General features: G+C 64.7%; 18 protein-coding genes. 8 read left to right on the top strand and 10 right to left on the bottom strand.

Features of this window, described 5'->3' with window-relative positions:
• Positions 1–16: 16 nt before the first annotated feature.
• Genes X907_RS14425 through gatC form a run of 4 tightly spaced genes read right to left on the bottom strand, consistent with a single transcriptional unit; the run spans position 17 to position 2,125 of the window.
• Complete coding sequence (locus tag X907_RS14425) at positions 17–160, bottom strand: hypothetical protein (RefSeq protein ID WP_170175478.1); 144 nt, start codon at positions 158–160, stop codon at positions 17–19.
• Positions 153–350, bottom strand: coding sequence for a hypothetical protein (locus tag X907_RS05845; protein WP_127566160.1), 198 nt, complete (start codon positions 348–350; stop codon positions 153–155). Before X907_RS05845 ends, X907_RS14425 begins: the two co-directional genes overlap by 8 nt.
• A 2-nt stretch (positions 351–352) precedes the next feature.
• Positions 353–1,831, bottom strand: coding sequence for an Asp-tRNA(Asn)/Glu-tRNA(Gln) amidotransferase subunit GatA (gene gatA, locus X907_RS05840; RefSeq protein WP_127566158.1), 1,479 nt, complete (start codon positions 1,829–1,831; stop codon positions 353–355).
• Positions 1,832–1,837: 6 nt separating this feature from the next.
• Positions 1,838–2,125 carry an Asp-tRNA(Asn)/Glu-tRNA(Gln) amidotransferase subunit GatC gene (gene gatC / locus X907_RS05835; RefSeq protein WP_127566156.1) on the bottom strand — a complete coding sequence of 96 codons (288 nt, stop codon included), beginning with the start codon at positions 2,123–2,125 and terminating at the stop codon, positions 1,838–1,840.
• 158 nt (positions 2,126–2,283) lie between these two features.
• Between gatC and X907_RS05830 the strand changes: the two genes are divergently transcribed.
• From X907_RS05830 to X907_RS05800, 7 genes are all read left to right on the top strand, one after another.
• Positions 2,284–3,015, top strand: coding sequence for a DsbA family protein (locus X907_RS05830; RefSeq protein WP_127566154.1), 732 nt, complete (start codon positions 2,284–2,286; stop codon positions 3,013–3,015).
• Between the two features lie 79 nt (positions 3,016–3,094).
• The gene (gene smc / locus X907_RS05825; protein WP_127566152.1) at positions 3,095–6,532 is read left to right on the top strand and encodes a chromosome segregation protein SMC; all 3,438 of its coding nucleotides are present in this window, start codon (positions 3,095–3,097) and stop codon (positions 6,530–6,532) included.
• A 121-nt stretch (positions 6,533–6,653) separates the two neighbouring features.
• Positions 6,654–6,956: an AtpZ/AtpI family protein gene (locus X907_RS05820; RefSeq protein ID WP_127566150.1), complete on the top strand. Its 303-nt coding sequence runs from the start codon at positions 6,654–6,656 to the stop codon at positions 6,954–6,956.
• Between the two features lie 95 nt (positions 6,957–7,051).
• Positions 7,052–7,828 carry a F0F1 ATP synthase subunit A gene (locus X907_RS05815; protein ID WP_127566148.1) on the top strand — a complete coding sequence of 259 codons (777 nt, stop codon included), beginning with the start codon at positions 7,052–7,054 and terminating at the stop codon, positions 7,826–7,828.
• A gap of 62 nt (positions 7,829–7,890) precedes the next feature.
• Positions 7,891–8,118, top strand: a complete 228-nt coding sequence (locus tag X907_RS05810) for a F0F1 ATP synthase subunit C (protein WP_127566146.1) — start codon at positions 7,891–7,893, stop codon at positions 8,116–8,118.
• Between the two features lie 139 nt (positions 8,119–8,257).
• A complete protein-coding gene (locus X907_RS05805; RefSeq protein ID WP_233352543.1) occupies positions 8,258–8,791 on the top strand; it encodes a F0F1 ATP synthase subunit B family protein in 534 nt (177 codons plus the stop codon).
• Complete coding sequence (locus X907_RS05800; protein ID WP_127566141.1) at positions 8,788–9,282, top strand: F0F1 ATP synthase subunit B family protein; 495 nt, start codon at positions 8,788–8,790, stop codon at positions 9,280–9,282. The genes X907_RS05805 and X907_RS05800 overlap by 4 nt, the downstream gene beginning before the upstream one ends.
• Positions 9,283–9,351: 69 nt before the next feature.
• Here X907_RS05800 and X907_RS05795 read toward each other — a convergent pair whose 3' ends face one another.
• Complete coding sequence (locus X907_RS05795; RefSeq protein WP_127566139.1) at positions 9,352–9,627, bottom strand: hypothetical protein; 276 nt, start codon at positions 9,625–9,627, stop codon at positions 9,352–9,354.
• 340 nt (positions 9,628–9,967) lie between these two features.
• On the opposite strand from X907_RS05795, the gene X907_RS05790 reads away from it, so the two are divergent.
• Entirely contained in the window at positions 9,968–11,098 is a 1,131-nt protein-coding gene (locus X907_RS05790; protein WP_170175477.1) for an acyltransferase family protein, read from the top strand.
• A gap of 2 nt (positions 11,099–11,100) precedes the next feature.
• Here X907_RS05790 and gcvPB read toward each other — a convergent pair whose 3' ends face one another.
• The 5 genes from gcvPB to gcvT are packed head-to-tail and all read right to left on the bottom strand — an operon-like array spanning position 11,101 to position 16,195.
• The gene (gcvPB, locus tag X907_RS05785; RefSeq protein ID WP_127566135.1) at positions 11,101–12,681 is read right to left on the bottom strand and encodes an aminomethyl-transferring glycine dehydrogenase subunit GcvPB; all 1,581 of its coding nucleotides are present in this window, start codon (positions 12,679–12,681) and stop codon (positions 11,101–11,103) included.
• A 2-nt stretch (positions 12,682–12,683) separates the two neighbouring features.
• On the bottom strand, positions 12,684–14,030 hold the full coding sequence (gcvPA, locus tag X907_RS05780) for an aminomethyl-transferring glycine dehydrogenase subunit GcvPA (protein WP_127566133.1): 1,347 nt from the start codon (positions 14,028–14,030) through the stop codon (positions 12,684–12,686).
• Positions 14,030–14,674, bottom strand: coding sequence for an FMN-binding negative transcriptional regulator (locus tag X907_RS05775; RefSeq protein ID WP_127566131.1), 645 nt, complete (start codon positions 14,672–14,674; stop codon positions 14,030–14,032). The genes gcvPA and X907_RS05775 overlap by 1 nt, the downstream gene beginning before the upstream one ends.
• A 16-nt stretch (positions 14,675–14,690) precedes the next feature.
• Complete coding sequence (gene gcvH, locus X907_RS05770; RefSeq protein WP_127566129.1) at positions 14,691–15,056, bottom strand: glycine cleavage system protein GcvH; 366 nt, start codon at positions 15,054–15,056, stop codon at positions 14,691–14,693.
• Between the two features lie 29 nt (positions 15,057–15,085).
• Positions 15,086–16,195, bottom strand: a complete 1,110-nt coding sequence (gene gcvT, locus X907_RS05765; protein WP_127566127.1) for a glycine cleavage system aminomethyltransferase GcvT — start codon at positions 16,193–16,195, stop codon at positions 15,086–15,088.
• Between the last annotated feature and the right edge of the window lie 53 nt (positions 16,196–16,248).

The raw sequence follows: 16,248 nt of genomic DNA, 5'->3' as shown, positions 1-16,248 counted from the left end.
CAACAAGCGGCCGGGACTAGCCCGCCTTGCCCTCACGCTCTTCGCGCTGACGGCGCAACTCGTTTTTGAGTTGACGGGCCTGCTCGCCATAGAAGACGGCCACGCCAATACCGAAGGCCAGCATGAAGCCCAGTACGATCCAGGCGGTCAGGTCATCCATGTCCGGCTCGCTCCTGCTGTATCGTGCGGTCCACTTCGATCACGACGTGCGCCAGAAAATGCAACACCGCCGCCCCCACAATATAGGCGATGTTGGTGCCCAATGCACCATCGCCGAACAAGGCAAACGCCGCAGCGCCGAGCGACAGGGCGTGCAGCGCATCACGGAAAAGCTGGGCGTGTGCGCCCATCCCTACCACCATCTCTCCGGCTTGGCTGTGAACCCCGCCGCATCTTCAATCGCGGCGGCAACGGAAAACATGGTTTCCTCGTCCAGCGCGCGGGTGATGACCTGCAGGCCCAGCGGCAGGCCTTGCGCATCGAGGCCTGCGGGCACGCTCATCGCGGGGATGCCTGCGATATTGGCCGTCACCGTGAAAATGTCGTTCAGATACATCTCGATCGGGTCGGCCTTGGATTTGGAGCCGATACCAAACGCCGCGCTGGGCGTGGTGGGGGTGAGGATGGCGTCCACCTTCTCAAACGCGGCCTGGAAATCCTCATAGATGCGGCGGCGGACTTTCAGCGCCTTCACGTAGTACGCGTCGTAATAACCCGCAGAGAGCACATAGGTGCCGATCAGGATACGGCGCTGGACTTCCTTGCCGAAACCGGCCGCGCGCGTCTTCTCATAGGTGTCGATCAGATCCTCGCCCTCGACGCGCAGGCCATAGCGCATGCCATCATAGCGCGCGAGGTTGGAGGAGGCTTCCGCCGGCGCGATGATGTAATAGGCGGGCAGCGCGTATTTCGTCATCGGCAGGGAGATGTCGACGATCTCGCAGCCTTGGCTTTTGAGCCACTCCACGCCCTTTTCCCAGAGCGCGTCGATCTCGCCCGGCATGCCATCCACCCGGTATTCCTTCGGCACGCCGATGCGCAGGCCTTTGACCGGCTTGTCACACGCACCCAGCATGTCCGGCACGGCGCCCGGATAGCTGGTGGAATCCTTCGGGTCATGGCCCGCCATGGTCTGGGTGAGCAGCGCGCTGTCACGCACCGTCTTGCCGAATGCGCCGGGGTGGTCGAGCGAGGAGGCGAACGCCACCACGCCCCAGCGCGAGCAGCGGCCATAGGTCGGCTTTACGCCGACAAGACCGGTGAAGGCCGCAGGCTGGCGGATGGAGCCGCCCGTGTCCGTCCCCGTCGCGCCATAGCCGATATCGGCAGCCAGCGCGGACACAGACCCGCCGGACGAGCCGCCCGGCACCAGCTTTTCGTCAGACCCCTTCGCCCGCCACGGATTGACCACAGGGCCGGTCGCGGCGGTCTCGTTGGACGAGCCCATGGCGAACTCGTCCATGGAGGATTTGGCCACCATCACCGCGCCCGCATCCCACAAATTCTGCGTGACGCTGGATTCGTATTCCGGCTTGAAGCCTTTGAGGATGTTGGAGGAGGCGGTGGTATCCACGCCCTGCGTCGCAAACAGATCCTTGATGACCAGCGGCACGCCTTCCAGCGCGCCCGCCTCGCCCTTGGCCCGGCGCGCATCGGAGGCTTTGGCCATACCAAGCGCATGCTCAGGATCGATCACGGTGAAGCAGTTGAGCGCGCCTTGCGCGGCTTCAGCGGCCTTCACATGGGCTGCGGTCAGCTCCGCGCTGGAGACATCGCCACGGCTAAGCGCGTCGCGGGCTTCAAGCAGGCTCATCGAAAACACGTCAGACATACCCGCCTACTCCACGCTCTTCGGGACGACGAAAAAGCCTTCTTCGGCCTTCGGCGCATTCTTGAGGACTTTTTCGGGGATTTCCCCGTCGGTCACCTTGTCCTCGCGCATGGGCAGCGGAGTGGAGACCGGCGTCGTCATGGGCTCTACGCCGTCCACATCCACCTCGTTCAGCATCTCAACCCAGTCGAGGATGCCATTCAGCTCGCCAGTGAGCTTGGCCACACGGTCTGTAGGTTCGGCGATACGGGCGAGCCGGGCGATCCGGCGGACATCGTCCTCGGTAACGGACATGAGACGCGTACTCCACATGGTCAGGAAAACGAGCGGCCTGAGTAACAATGCGCATGCCCGCGCGCAAGCGCCCTGCCCTCAAGTCTGGCGCTGAGGCGCGCCCTATGAGTAGAGTGCCGCCAACCTGAACACCGCGCGCACCGGATGGAGCATTCGCCATGGCTTTCAACTTCGCCCGTTCCTTCATTCCCGCCTTTGCAGCCGCCACCGCGCTGGCGCTGGCTGCCTGCGGCGGCAATTCAGGGGCCGCCGATGGCCGCACCGAGTTCGAACGCGAAGGCGACTTCGCCCGTGGCTCGGTCGATGCGCCGGTCGTGTTCATCGAGTACGGCTCGACGGCCTGTGGCGGCTGCGCCGCCTTCCATCAGGGCGTCTACCCCACGCTGAACCGCTATGTCGAAGACGGCACGGTGCGCCTGGTGTTCCGCGAAATGCTGACCGGCTCGGCCGAGCTGGCGCTCGCCGGCTTCATGCTGGCGCGCTGCGCGGGCGAGGAGCGCTATTTCGACGTGCTAGACGTCCTCTTCGAGCAGCAACAGGCCATCTTCATGGCGGCACAGCGCGGTCAGGCCCGCCAGCAATTCCAGACCATTGCCCGCTCTGCCGGCCTGTCGGACCAGGAATTTCGCGCCTGCATGTCCGATGAGAGCGCGGTGGACGCCATCAACGAGTCCAATCAGCGCGCCGCGCGTGATGGCATCAACGCCACGCCCAGCTTCTTCATCAATGGCGAACGTGTAGAGCCGAACCGTGCCCCGGACGGGTCCGGTGTGGTCTATTTTGCCGGCAACATGCCCATCGAGGACGAGCAGGGCTTCGTACCTGCACAATTCACCGGCGACACCTTCGCGCGAATCATCGAGTATTTCCGGTCACGCGCAGAGGAATAGCCAAGGCGCGTTTTGGTGGCATGGTGAAGCCCACAGCGGATGACTGCAAAGCAGCGGCGCGGGCTTCAGGAGGCGTCTGGTGAAGTTCACCCGTCTGCGCGTTACGGGCTTCAAGTCCTTCGTCGACCCGGCGGAGCTGCGCATTGATGCGGGGCTGACCGGGGTTATCGGCCCGAATGGCTGCGGCAAGTCCAACGTGCTGGAAGCCCTGCGCTGGGTGATGGGCGCGACTTCTGCCAAATCGCTGCGCGGCGGCGGCATGGAAGATGTCATCTTCTCCGGCACTGCCACGCGCCCGGCCCGCGACCGCGCCGAAGCCATCCTGACTATCGACAATTCCGACCGGCGCGCGCCCGCCCGCTTCAACGATGCCGACATTCTCGAGGTCACGCGTCGTATCACGCGGGGCAAGGGCTCTGACTACAAGATCAATGGCGAGGAAGTGCGCGCAAAGGACGTGCAGCTGCTCTTTGCCGATGCAGGCACGGGCGCGAACTCGCCCGCCCTCGTGCGTCAGGGCCAGATCAGCGAGCTGATCAATGCCAAGCCGGAAAACCGCCGCCGCGTGCTCGAAGAGGCCGCCGGCGTGGCGGGCTTGCGCGCCCGCCGCCACGAAGCGCAATTACGCCTGAACGCGGCAGAGGCCAATCTGGATCGGCTGCAGGACGTCGTCGACACGCTGCAGAGCCGCTATGAGGGCCTGCAGAAGCAGGCAAGGCAGGCAGGGCGCTACCGCAAGCTGTCTGCCGATATACGCGAGCTGGAAGCCGTGCTCTGGCTGCGCCGCTGGCAGGAGGCGAGCGAGGCCGCGTCCGGCGCGCGCGATCACCTGGCCGCTTGCGAAGCCCTCGTCGCGGACGCCGCGCGGATTGCTGCCTCCGCCACCAGTGCCGCTGAAGCTGCTGCCAATGCGGTTGCGCCATTGCGCGAGCGGGAGGCGGAAGCCTCCGCCGCGCTGCGCCTGCTGGAACGCGAGCGCGACACGCTGGAACGCGATATAGATCAGGCGAAAGCCAGTATTGCGCGCCTGACCATGCGCCTTGAGGAGCTTGCCGTCAGCAAGGCGCGCGAGACCGAGCTGTCCCAGGAAGCTGCCCTGTCGCTGGAGCGGGTTCGCAGCTCGCTCAAAACGCTGCACGACGAGCTGGCAGGTGACGCTGAAGCGCAAGCCAAGGCCGAAGCCGCGATGGCGGAGGCTGAAGCAAGGCGCAGCGAAGCAGAGCAGAAACTTGACGCTGCCAGTGCGCGCCTCGCCGAGGTGAAGGCCGCGCGCGACACCGCCCGGCGCGATGCTGACAATGCCCGCCGCCGCCACGAAACCCTGCGCCGCGAGGCCGACGAAGCCGCAGCCCGCGCCGCCGAACTGCCAGACCATCACGGCCCCAGCGTCGAAGATCTGGAAAGCGCCGTCACCCAGGCTGGCGTGGAGGCTGATAAAGCCGCCGAGGCGCTGGCGAAAGCTGAAGAGGCCGCGCAAGCGCTTGCCGAGACCGCCAACACGGCGCGCGATTCCTTACGCGCTGCGGAGGCTGAAACGCAATCCCTCTCACGCGAGGCCGACAGCCTGCGCCGCCTCGTCGCCTCGGGCGGCGATGATGACGGGCTGGTTGAACAGGTGCGCGCAAAGCCCGGCACCGAAAAGGCATTGGCCGCCGCGCTGGGCGATGATCTGGAGGCCGGCCTGTCTGCCGAGGCTGCGCGGCGCTGGACGGGAACCAGCGCCCTGCCCCCGGCCCTGCCGTCCGGTGTGACCGCGCTGAGCGATGTCATCGAGGCGCCATCTGAGCTGAAAGCCCGGCTGGAATCCATTGGCCTTGTTGACGAGGCGGATCTTGACCGGCTTGCCGGCTTCCTGAAACCCGGCCAGCGGCTGGTCACTCTGGAAGGCGCACTGCGGCGCTGGGACGGGTTCGCTGCCAATGCCGGTGCGCCGTCTAGCGCGGCCATACGTCTGGAGACGCGCAACCGGCTGGAGACCATCCTTGCGGAGCTGGACGCCGCCCGCGAGCGGGAATCGCTTGCACGCGGCGTACACGAGAAAGCCGCGCAGCGCAGCGCCGAATCGGCAAATGCCGTGCGTGCCGCCCGCGAGGCGCGGGACGGATCACAACGGAGCGTGCGTGAGGCTGAGCGGGCGTTGAGCGACGGCCGGGAAGCGGCAGTACGCGCGGAGGCGCGCCGCGCCAATCTGGTGGATACGGCACGCCGGCTCGACAGCGAAGCCGGCACGGCGAAAGACGCGCTGGAACGCGCCGAAACCGCCCTTAAAGCCGCCATGGACGCCGATGATGGCAGTGTGGCCCTGGAGACTGCCCGCACCGGGGCGGAGCGCGCCAGGGCCGACGCGGCAGATGCCCGCGCTGCCGTGGAATCGGTCCGCCGGGACGCCCAGAGCCGCCGCCACCGGATTGCCGGGCTGGAGCGCGAGGAAGCCGAATGGTCCCGCCGCGCGCAGAGCGCCGCCGAACGCCTGACAGAGATCAATACAGCGCAAACTGATGCGCGCGGCGCCCTTGCCGAGGCCGAGTCCGCGCCAGCTCAGCTGGAAGAGCGCCGCAGCGTCATTTTCGACCAGCTGGGCGAAGCCGAATCGCGTGCGCGCCTGACGCGTTCCGAGGTCGAAGCGGCCGAAACGGCGCTGCGCGAGACCGATTCAACCCTGCGCGCTGCCGAGCGCGAGGCCAGCAGCGCGCGCGAGGCAAGGGCCGCTGCCGCCGCCACGCTGGAGGGGGCGCAGACGCGCATCGCCGAGACCGCCCAGCGCCTTGCCGATGCTACCGGGGAAACGCCCGAAGCATTGCAGACCCGGTCCAGCCAGAGCGAATATGTGAACCTGTCCTCTGCTGAACTGGAGCGCCGTCTGGACGAGGCCCGCCTGTCGCGCGAGCGCCTTGGCGCGGTCAACCTGCGCGCGGACGAGGAAGCCGAAGAACTTACGTCCGAGCGTGACCGGCTCACCTCCGAGCGGGATGATCTGGTTGAGGCGGTGGCGCGCCTGCGCAAGGCGGTCGATACACTCTCGCGCGAAGGCCGGGCGCGGCTTCTGGCCGCATTCGAGGTGGTGGACGGGCATTTCCGCCAGCTCTTCTCCACGCTCTTTGGCGGGGGCGAAGCCGAGCTGCGCCTGACCGAGCATGACGATCCGCTCGAAGCCGGGCTGGAAATCATGGCCTGCCCGCCCGGCAAGAAGATGGAAACGATGTCGCTAATGTCTGGCGGCGAGCAGGCGCTGACCGCTACTGCACTGATTTTTGCGGTGTTTCTGTCGAACCCGGCCCCGGTCTGCGTGCTCGATGAGGTGGACGCGCCGCTGGACGACGCCAATGTCGACCGCTTCTGCCGGATGCTGGAGGAAATGCGCGAGCTGACCGACACGCGCTTCCTCATCATCACCCACAATCCGGTGACGATGAGCCGGATGGACCGCCTGTTCGGCGTGACAATGGGCGAACAGGGCGTCTCGCAGCTTGTCTCGGTGAACCTGCGTGCGGCAGAAGCGCTCCTTGCCGCCGAATAGCCAAAAACATCAAATTTTTCTGATGCTTGGAGCGCAAGCCCGGTCACTTGACTTGCCTATACCGCGCTTATAGTGTGCGCCCGCTTTCCGGGGGGTGTCCTGCGGGAGCAAACAGGCCCTCATGTCCTATCCAAGCGACCATACGAGCCCTCCAGACCCGGATGATTTCGAGCACCGTCTTGCCCGCAAGCTTGAGGCAAGGGAAGCTCAGAGAGCTAAGGAAAATGCGGCTCCATCGGGTTGGGCACTCGGACTGCGCTACGGATCGGAATTCTTCGGCGGCGTCATTGCCGGAGTATTTGTGGGTCTGATGGCAGATCATTTCTTCGGCTGGTCGCCCATCGGGCTGCTGATCGGAGTAGTGCTCGGCTTCGCTGCTGGCTCGCTCAATATCGTGCGTGCCGTGAAGTCGATGCAGAACTAGCTCTTGCGCTTCGCGCTCCGGCGCGATAGGCGCACGTCACGTTTTCCAGGCACGCCGGGCAACCGGAGCGCCGCAACACAATCGAGGGGCCGGGCGTGGCTGACACCAACCCGATCAAGCAGTTCGAAATCCATCCCATCGCTGAGCTCAGCGTGGGCGGGCTGGACCTGTCTTTCACGAACTCCAGCTATTTCATGGTCGCCGCTGTGGCGCTGACCGTGGGCCTTCTGGCGCTGGCAACTTCGCGCGCCACCCTGGTGCCGGGCCGGGCGCAATCGGTTGCCGAGCTGCTCTACGAGTTCGTGGCAGGCATGATCCGCTCCACGGCCGGCAATGACGGCCTGCGCTTCTTCCCCTTCGTGTTCACGCTCTTCATCTTCATCCTGATGGGCAACATGCTCGGGATGATGCCCTACTTCCCGGCGCCGGATTTCCACGGCTTCACCTTCACCAGCCACATCATCGTGACGTTTGCGCTCGCGCTCGCCGTGATGTCCGTTCTGGTAGGCTTCGGAATTTTCAAGAACGGCCTGAAATTCTTCAAGATTTTCGTGCCGTCGGGCGTACCTATCGCCATATTGCCCTTCGTGATCGTGATCGAGATCATCTCCTTCATTTCGCGCCCGGTCACGCTTGGCGTTCGTCTGTTCGCCAACATGCTGGCCGGGCACATCCTGCTGAAGGTGTTCGCCGGCTTCATCATCATGCTCGGCTCGGTTGGCGCCCTTGGCGCTGTCGGCGCCGTTGCCCCGCTCATCATGGTCGTTGCACTGACCGCGCTGGAATTCCTGGTGGCCTTCCTCCAGGCCTACGTGTTCGCCGTGCTGACCTGCATCTATCTGTCCGACGCGCTGCATCCGGGTCACCACTAGGCGCGACGGACCCGACTTCAACCCGCATCAACTGAAACCGTTCATCCTCGAGGAGTATCGACATGGAAGCGGAAGCCGCAAAATACATCGGCGCTGGACTGGCCACCTTCGGCATGCTGGGCGCTGCGCTCGGCGTGGGCAACATCTTCTCCAGCTTCCTGACGGGCGCCCTGCGCAATCCGTCGGCTGCGCCGGCCCAGTTCGGCAACCTGATCTTCGGCTTCGCCGTGACCGAAGCGCTGGGCATCTTCTCGCTGCTCATCGCCCTGCTGCTGCTGTTCGTCGTCTAAAACAGACGCCGGACTGAGTACCGCGTTCCGCCCGGACCTGCCCTTGCGCATCGGTCCGGCGCGGGGCGCCTGAAGCCTTCGGTTTCGACGACTTGATTGAAGGGAGGACGCCTTGCGCTTGCAAGAGTCCCAGACGGACATGACAGAAGGCGCCGGATACGCTGCGGAAGCGGCCTTCCCGCCTTTCGATCCGACCTATTTTGCCTCGCAGCTCTTCTGGCTCGCGATCAGCTTTGCTGTTCTCTATTTCCTTCTGTCGCGCTGGCTGCTGCCGCGCATCGGATCGGCGATTGAGGAACGTAAAGACCGCATCGCGGACGATCTGGATGCAGCCGCCGGGCTGAAGCTTCAAGCCGACGAGGCCGTGAAGGCTTACGAGAAGTCTCTGGCCGATGCGCGTGCAAAGGCACAGGCGGTCGGGGCCGAGGCCCGGGCCGAGGCGGAACGCCAGAGCGCCGACGAGATCGCGCGCATGGAAGCCGAACTGGAGGGCCGTCAGGCCGAAGCCGAAGCGCGCATTGCGTCGGCCCGCAATGCAGCGCTCTCCGAAGTCCGCAATGTGGCTGCTGACGTGGCCGGCGCGGTGACGGAGCATCTGGCTGGTCTCACCGTCAAGCGCGACGAAGCGGAAACGGCTGTCGATGCCGTGCGCAGCCAGGAGGCGGCCCGATGAGCTATCTTCTTCAGGACACGTCTTTCTGGGCATTCATCGGCCTTCTGGGTTTCTTTGCCATTCTGTGGCGCTTTGGCGTACACAAGGTATTGGCCAAGAGCCTTGATGCCCGTGCCGATGCCATTCGCAACGAGCTGGACGAGGCGCGCCGCCTGCGCGAGGAAGCCCAGGAAATGCTGGCAAAGTATGAGCGCCAGCAACGCGATGCAGCCAGCGAAGCCGAAGAGATCGTGAAAAAGGCCAAGCTGGATGCCGAGTTCATCCGCGAAACGGCTCGCAAGGAACTGGCACAGCGCATTGAACGCCGCACCGCTCTGGCCGAGCAGCGCATCGCACAGGCCGAGGCCCAAGCCGCCAAGGACGTGAAAGCGCTCGCCGCTGACATCGCTGTGGAAGCGGCCGCGAAGCTTCTGTCGGAGAAGCTCACCAAGACCCAGCGCAATGCGCTTGTGAAGGACGCTGCTGGCGAGCTGGCCGAGCGCATCAACTGATTTTGATGCGCCATGCAGGTTACGAAAACGGGGCCCTCAGGCCCCGTTTTTTTTTGCGCTTGAAGCTTTTTAATCCTTCTCGCCGAACATCCGCTTTACCCGGTTCCACACCCACGGAAAGCGTCTCAGAATGCCCGTGACCACGCCATGAGCTGTCCGCGACGAGGCCGCCAGCAACAGGGCCGCGAGAATGAATAGCGGGATACCCAGCGGGATCGGCAGGAAGAAAAGCGGAATAGCCACCGCCATCAGGAACAGGCCGAGCGCTACCCCGATCGCACGCAGCACGAGTACGATTACCCCGCCAATGCGGGATTTGCTGAACTCGTTGACTGCATCATTCATGACCAAGGCTGTCTCCCCGGGGGCGCGAAACGGATAACGCGGCTTATGTGAGCCGCCGGATTGAAGCTGCAAGGGCGCGCGCAGCCGATTCCCGGCAGGTGTTGTATTATGGCGATCATCCGCATGCCAATTATGGCGCAATTGCGGACGGGCCAGCTGGTTCAACGCATACCCCGAAATAACCCGCCCGCATGAATGCCGGTTCCCAAACGGGTGTGGAACAGTCCCCCGGCGCGGCTGCTCACATGGCTCGCCGATTGCCTGCCCATGGCGGCTTGTATAGCGTCCACACAACGCCAGACACGGGGCCAGACACGGGGCCGGAATGCACTCTGCCATCATGCCACTTCATTCCCTGCAGTCCCTGCGGGCTGTGGCAGCGCTGCTGGTCCTGGCCGCTCATGCATCGCAGATCGACTCGCGGTTTTTCAGCGCGCCTGTCAGTAGCGGGCAGTGGATACTGGGTTTTGCCGGCGTGGACCTGTTCTTCGTGATTTCCGGCTTTGTGATGGTCTATATCACCCACAACAAGCCGCGCGGAGATGCCCACTTTATCGGCCGGTTTGCCTATGCGCGTTTCACCCGGATCTACCCCGTCTACTGGTTTTTCACGGCGCTCGCGCTCGCCGCCTATATCGCGATACCCGGCGCGCTCAACCGCGATCTGGCTGACCTGCAGATATGGCAATCCTTCACCCTGTGGCCGATAGAGGGCGACCTGCCCGTCCTGCACGTCGGCTGGACGCTGACGCACGAGATATATTTCTACCTGGCGTTCACCCTGTTTCTTGCCTTGCCGGAGCGCTGGCTACCCGCCCTGCTCGCCCTCTGGGGCGGACTGGTGATTGCCGGGTCGGTATGGCTGCAGGGCCTGCCTGCCATAGGCGCACTCATCGTCAACCCGTTGACGATCGAATTCATTCTGGGCGCCGCGGCTGGCATGCTGATCTGTTCGGGTGAGCGGCGGCTGGCCCGCGCTGCCCTCGCGCTCGCCGCACTTTGGCTAACCGCCACTGCGTGGCTGATATGGCCCGAAAATGCCGAGGCCTTCCCGGCCGGCTGGGCGCGTGTCGCCGCCTTCGGTGTGCCCTCAATGCTGATTGTCTATGGCGCGATAAGTCTGGAAATGCAGGGCAGCCTGAAGCCGCCGGGCTGGCTGGTGATCCTCGGGGACTGGTCCTACGCGCTCTATCTCTGCCACCTGCTGGTCCTGTCAGGACTGGTGCGGGTCTGGGTGAGTGCCCTGCCCGATTTCGGGCCGATGGCGAGCCTTGCCTTCCTGATCGTGGCAATGGCGCTATCGATTGGCGTGGCGGGCGCGGCGTTCCGTCTGCTGGAATTCCCGGTCCTGAAAGCCACACGCAGGCTGGGCGACCGCCTGTTTGAGGGGCCGCACAGGCCAAGGCGTGCGCCCGCGGCCCACGAGGATCCGGCTGTCCAGGCAGGACAGACCGGATCCAGGGATGGCTGAGCCTATTCGGCCGCTTGCGGCTGGTCTTCGCTCTCCTGCCACACCAGCACCGGATTGCGGGCCGCGCGTGTCTCGTCGAGGCGCTTTACGGGCGCATGCACCGGGGCGGAGACAAACCGCGCCGTATCGCCGGATTTGGCCGCCTCTGCGAGGCCCTCCAGCACGTCGCAGAACCGGTCGAGGCCGGACTTGCTCTCCGTCTCGGTCGGCTCGATCAGCATCGCGCCATGCACCACCAGCGGGAAGTACATGGTCATCGGGTGATAGCCCTCATCGATCATGGCTTTCGCAAAGTCGAGCGTGGTGACGCCGGTGTCTTTCAGGAAGCGGTCGTCAAACAGCGCTTCGTGCATGCAGGTGCCCTCAAAGGCGGGCGTCATCACGTGCTTAAGGCGCGCCAGCACGTAGTTGGCGTTGAGCACGGAGTCCTCGGCCACCTGGCGCAGCCCGTCAGAGCCGTGGCTCATCATGTAGGAGAGCGCGCGGGTGAACATGCCCATCTGGCCGTGGAAGGCGACCATGCGGCCGAAGGGCTCGGCACCGTCGGCGCGGGCCTCCGCCTCATGCTCGACCATATGCCAGGTCTCGCCCTTCTTCACCACGTAAGGCACCGGCGCAAACGGCGCGAGCGCCTCGGAGAACACGGTCGGGCCAGAGCCGGGACCACCGCCGCCATGGGGCGTGGAGAAGGTCTTGTGCAGATTGATGTGCATGGCGTCGATGCCGAGATCGCCGGGGCGCACGCGTCCGACAATGGCGTTGAAGTTCGCACCGTCGCAGTAGAAATACCCGCCCGCCTCGTGGATCAGGTCGGCGATTTCCTTGATGTCACGCTCAAACAGCCCGCACGTATTGGGGTTGGTGAGCATGATGCCGGCAACATCATCGCCCAGCTTCGCCTTGAACGCTTCCATGTCGACGCGGCCATCGGCATTGGCCGGGATTTCATCACAATAGAAGCCGCATTGCACCGCCGTTGCCGGGTTGGTGCCGTGCGCGCTTTCAGGCACCAGCACGCGGCGGCGGCCGGTCTCGCCGCGCGCATCCAGCGCGGCGCGGATAGCCATCATGCCGCACAGCTCGCCATGGGCACCGGCTTTCGGGCTCATCGCCACGCACGGCGTATTGGTCAGCGTCATCAGCCAGTGGGCCAGCTCGCCAATCAGCTCCAGCGCGCCCTGCACCGTCGATTGCGGCTGCAGCGGGTGGACATCGCCAAAGCCCGGCAGGCGCGCCATCTTCTCGTTCAGGCGCGGATTATGCTTCATCGTGCAGGAACCGAGCGGATAAATGCCCAGATCGATCGCGTAATTCTTGCGGCTGAGGCGCACATAATGGCGCATCGCCTCCGGCTCGGAGAGGCCGGGAAGGCCGATCTCGCTTTTGCGCTCCAGCCCGCCAAGGCGCGTTTTCGTGCCTTTAAGCTCCGGAAAATCGACGCCGGTCAGATCCGTGCGCCCGCGCTCGAAGATCAGCGGTTCGGCTTGGTCGAGGCCGCGGCTGCCAGAGATGGTGTCGGCATAACCGCCCGTGGCGGCATTTTCGTTCGGACGGGTGGGACGTCCCTGCTGGTTCATGGCCATGGTTAGAGCACCTCTTTGAGGGCGGACGCGAAGAGCGCAATGTCGGCATCGGTGTTGGTTTCGGTCGCGGCGATGATGAGCCGGTCATCCAGCCCGCCATCGGGCCAGAGGCGGCTGGCCGGAACGCCTGCCAGCACGCCCTTGGCGATCAGGCTTTCGGTGACTTCAGCGGCATTTTTCGGCAGCTTCACCGTAAACTCGTTGAAGAAGGCGCCGGTCTCGACCGTCACGCCCGGCACGGCAGAGAGCGCATCAGCCAGCTCCACCGCCCGCTCGTGATTGAGGGCGGCAAGGTGTTTGAGACCCTTCTCCCCCAGCAGCGTCATGTGGATGGTAAAGGCGAGCGCCATCAGCCCGGAATTGGTACAGATGTTGGAGGTGGCCCGGTCGCGGCGGATATGCTGCTCGCGCGTGGAGAGGGTGAGCACATAGCCGCGCCGTCCGTCGGCATCGATGGTTTCACCCGCCAGACGGCCCGGCATGTTGCGGATGAAGCTCTTGTCATTGCGGCAGGCGAAAAGCCCCACATAAGGTCCGCCAAACTGCAGGCCGACACCGATGGACTGGCCCTCGCCGACCACAATGTCCGCGCCCATCGCGCCGGGGCTTTCGATCAGGCCAAGCGATACAATCTCGGTAAATACAGCGATCAGCAGCGCGCCCTTGGCATGGGCCGCTTCGGCAATCGGACGCAGATCATGGATGCCGCCAAACACGTCCGGGTTCTGCACCACGACGCAGGCGGTTTCCTCGTCGATCTGGCTAATGACATCATCGAGGCCGCCCGGCACCGGCGCTTCTGCGGCGACGTCGATATTCATGTAGCGCGCGAGCGTGCGCGTCGCCTCGGCATAGTGCGGATGCAGATTGCCGGAGAGCACCGCGCGCGAGCGCTTGGTCACCCGGGCCGCCATCAGCACCGCCTCCGCGCACGCCGTCGAGCCGTCATACATGGAGGCATTGGCGATATCCATGCCGGTCAGGCGCGCCACTTGCGTCTGGAACTCGAACAGGGTCTGCAGCGTGCCCTGGCTGATTTCCGGCTGGTAAGGCGTGTAGGCGGTGAGGAATTCCGAACGCTGGATCAGATGATCCACGCTGGCCGGGATGTGGTGCTTGTAGGCCCCTGCCCCGACGAAGAAGGCCGTGTCGCTGGCGGCGATATTCTTCTTCGCCATGGCCGCAAAGGCGCGCTCCACCTCCAGCTCGGTCGCCCGGCGGGGCAGGTCTACCGGGCCATCGAGACGCGCGGCCTGCGGCACATCGGCAAACAGCGCATCGACCGAGCTGACGCCAATGACGCCAAGCATTTCGGTGCGGTCTTCAGGGGTAAGCGGCAGATAGCGCATCAACCTCGCTCCAACTCTCTCATCAGGCCCGCCGTCTGACGGGCATCGGGTTCAGGTTCGGCGTCCAGAAACGCCAGAACCCCGTCAAAATCCGTCCCAGCCTTGTTCTGGCTGAGCTTCTTCACCGCCGTCACGCTGCTCACCGCCAGCCGAAGGCCGGTAATCCCGCGCAGCAGCGCATCGACATAGTCCTGCGGCACGTCCGACACCGCCCACGGCTCGGCCCGTCCATCCTCGAACCGGCCCGTCAGCGCCTCCAGCAGCGCCCGCAGCTCGGCCGCGCCATCAAAGGCCGTCAGGCGTCCATGGGCCTCGGCGGCCACATAGTTCCAGGTCGGCACCGCCCGGCCATGGTCGGCCTTGGACGGATAGGCCGACGCGCTGACATAGGCATGCGGCCCGGCAAAAAGCGCGACAGCCTCCGCCCCCTCGCCCACCGCCTGCCAGACCGGATTGGCGCGGGACACATGGCCGAGCAGCGCGGTTACACGCCCCTCGCGATCCCGCTCCAGCACGACCGGCGTGCGTGCCGTCACCAGCCCGTCCGCTCCGCTCACCACGAACGTGGCAAACGGATAGGCCGCCATCACCGCCTCGGCCTCGGCCCGGTCCGTTACGGCAAAGTGGCGAGGCGGATAGACCATCAGCGCAGAAACGTCCCTAGCCGATGTGCTTGGCGTAGGCGGCTTCGTCCATCAGGCCATCCAGCTCGCCCTTGTCGGCGATTTTCAGCTTCACGAACCAGCCACCGCCTTGCGGCTCGTCATTGACGATCTGGGGCGCGTCTTCGATGCCGTCATTGATCTCGATGACCTCGCCAGAAACCGGCGCGTACACCTCGGCAGCGGTTTTCACCGAGTCCACCACGGCGATCTCGTCACCCTTCTTGAAGCTCTTGCCCACATCAGGCAGCTCCACGCTGATGACATCGCCCAGCTGTTCGGTTGCGTACTGGGTGATGCCGATAAAGGCGACATCGCCCTCAAGGCGGACCCATTCATGGTCTGTGGTGAAGCGTGTGGTCATGGTGATAACTCCCCGTAAAAAATGAAAAATCAGCCCCGGTAGAAGCGGTGCGGCGTGAAGGGCAGGCTGGCGACCTCGGCAGCGCGCGCCTTGCCGCGCACCATCAGCTCCAGCGCCGTGCCGGGCTTGGCAAGGTCTGCGCGGACATAGCCCATGGCGACCGGCGCGCCAAAGCTGGGACCGAATCCGCCAGAGGTGACGATGCCGACGACTTCGCCATTATGGACAATCTCGGCGCCTTCGCGCGCGGGTGATTTGTCATGCGGCTTGATACCAACGCGCTTTTGCGCCGGTCCGTCCGCGATCTGCTTGAGGATTTTGGCCGCGCCCGGAAAGTCCGCGCGCTCGCGGCGCACTTTGGCGATGGCCCAGGTGAGCGCTGCTTCGGCCGGCGTGCGGCCCTCATCCATGTCGTGGCCATAAAGGCAAAGCCCGGCTTCCAGGCGCAGGCTGTCGCGCGCGCCAAGGCCGATGGGCTTCACGCGCTCATCAGACAGCAGCAGGCGCGCGATTCTCTCGGCCTTGTCTGCCGGAATGGAGATTTCAAACCCGTCCTCGCCGGTATAGCCAGAGCGCGAGGCGTAGATCTCCACCCCGTCCAGCGTGAACACGCCGCATTGCATGAAGACAAGCTTTGCCGCCTCCGGCACCAGGCCGGTGAACACAGCCGCCGCTGCGGGGCCCTGAAGGGCCAGCAGAGCGCGATCCGACAGTTCGGCAAGGGTCGCCCGCCCGGCAAAGCCAGCGCGCATATGGGCGAAATCCTTGCCCTTTGTGCCAGCATTGACGACAGCGAAAATGCCGCCATCCGCGCCGAAGGGCCGCGAGACCATAAGGTCGTCCATGATCCCGCCCTCGGCGTTCAGGAGGAGGGTGTATTTCTGCTCGCCAGCGCCGAGCACCGAGAGGTCTGCCGTAATCAGCGCTTCCAGCGCGGCTTCGTCGCCGGTGATGTGCGCCTGACCCATGTGGGAGACGTCAAACAGGCCAGCCAGTTCGCGCGTGTGCAGATGCTCGGCCATGATGCCTGCCGGGTATTGCACCGGCATGGCGTAGCCAGCGAACTCGACCATGCGAGCGCCAAGCTCGACATGCAAATCGTAAAGCGGGGTTTTCAAGAGGTCTGCTGTGTCGGCCATGGGTCACGAAATCCTGAACGCGGGTTTGCAATCACTGCCGTACGCGAATTGCC

The organism is Glycocaulis alkaliphilus, assembly GCF_004000605.1.
Lineage (GTDB): Bacteria > Pseudomonadota > Alphaproteobacteria > Caulobacterales > Maricaulaceae > Glycocaulis > Glycocaulis alkaliphilus.
Note: the sequence above shows the minus strand (reverse complement) of the source record. Positions and strands in the feature narration are given on the sequence as shown.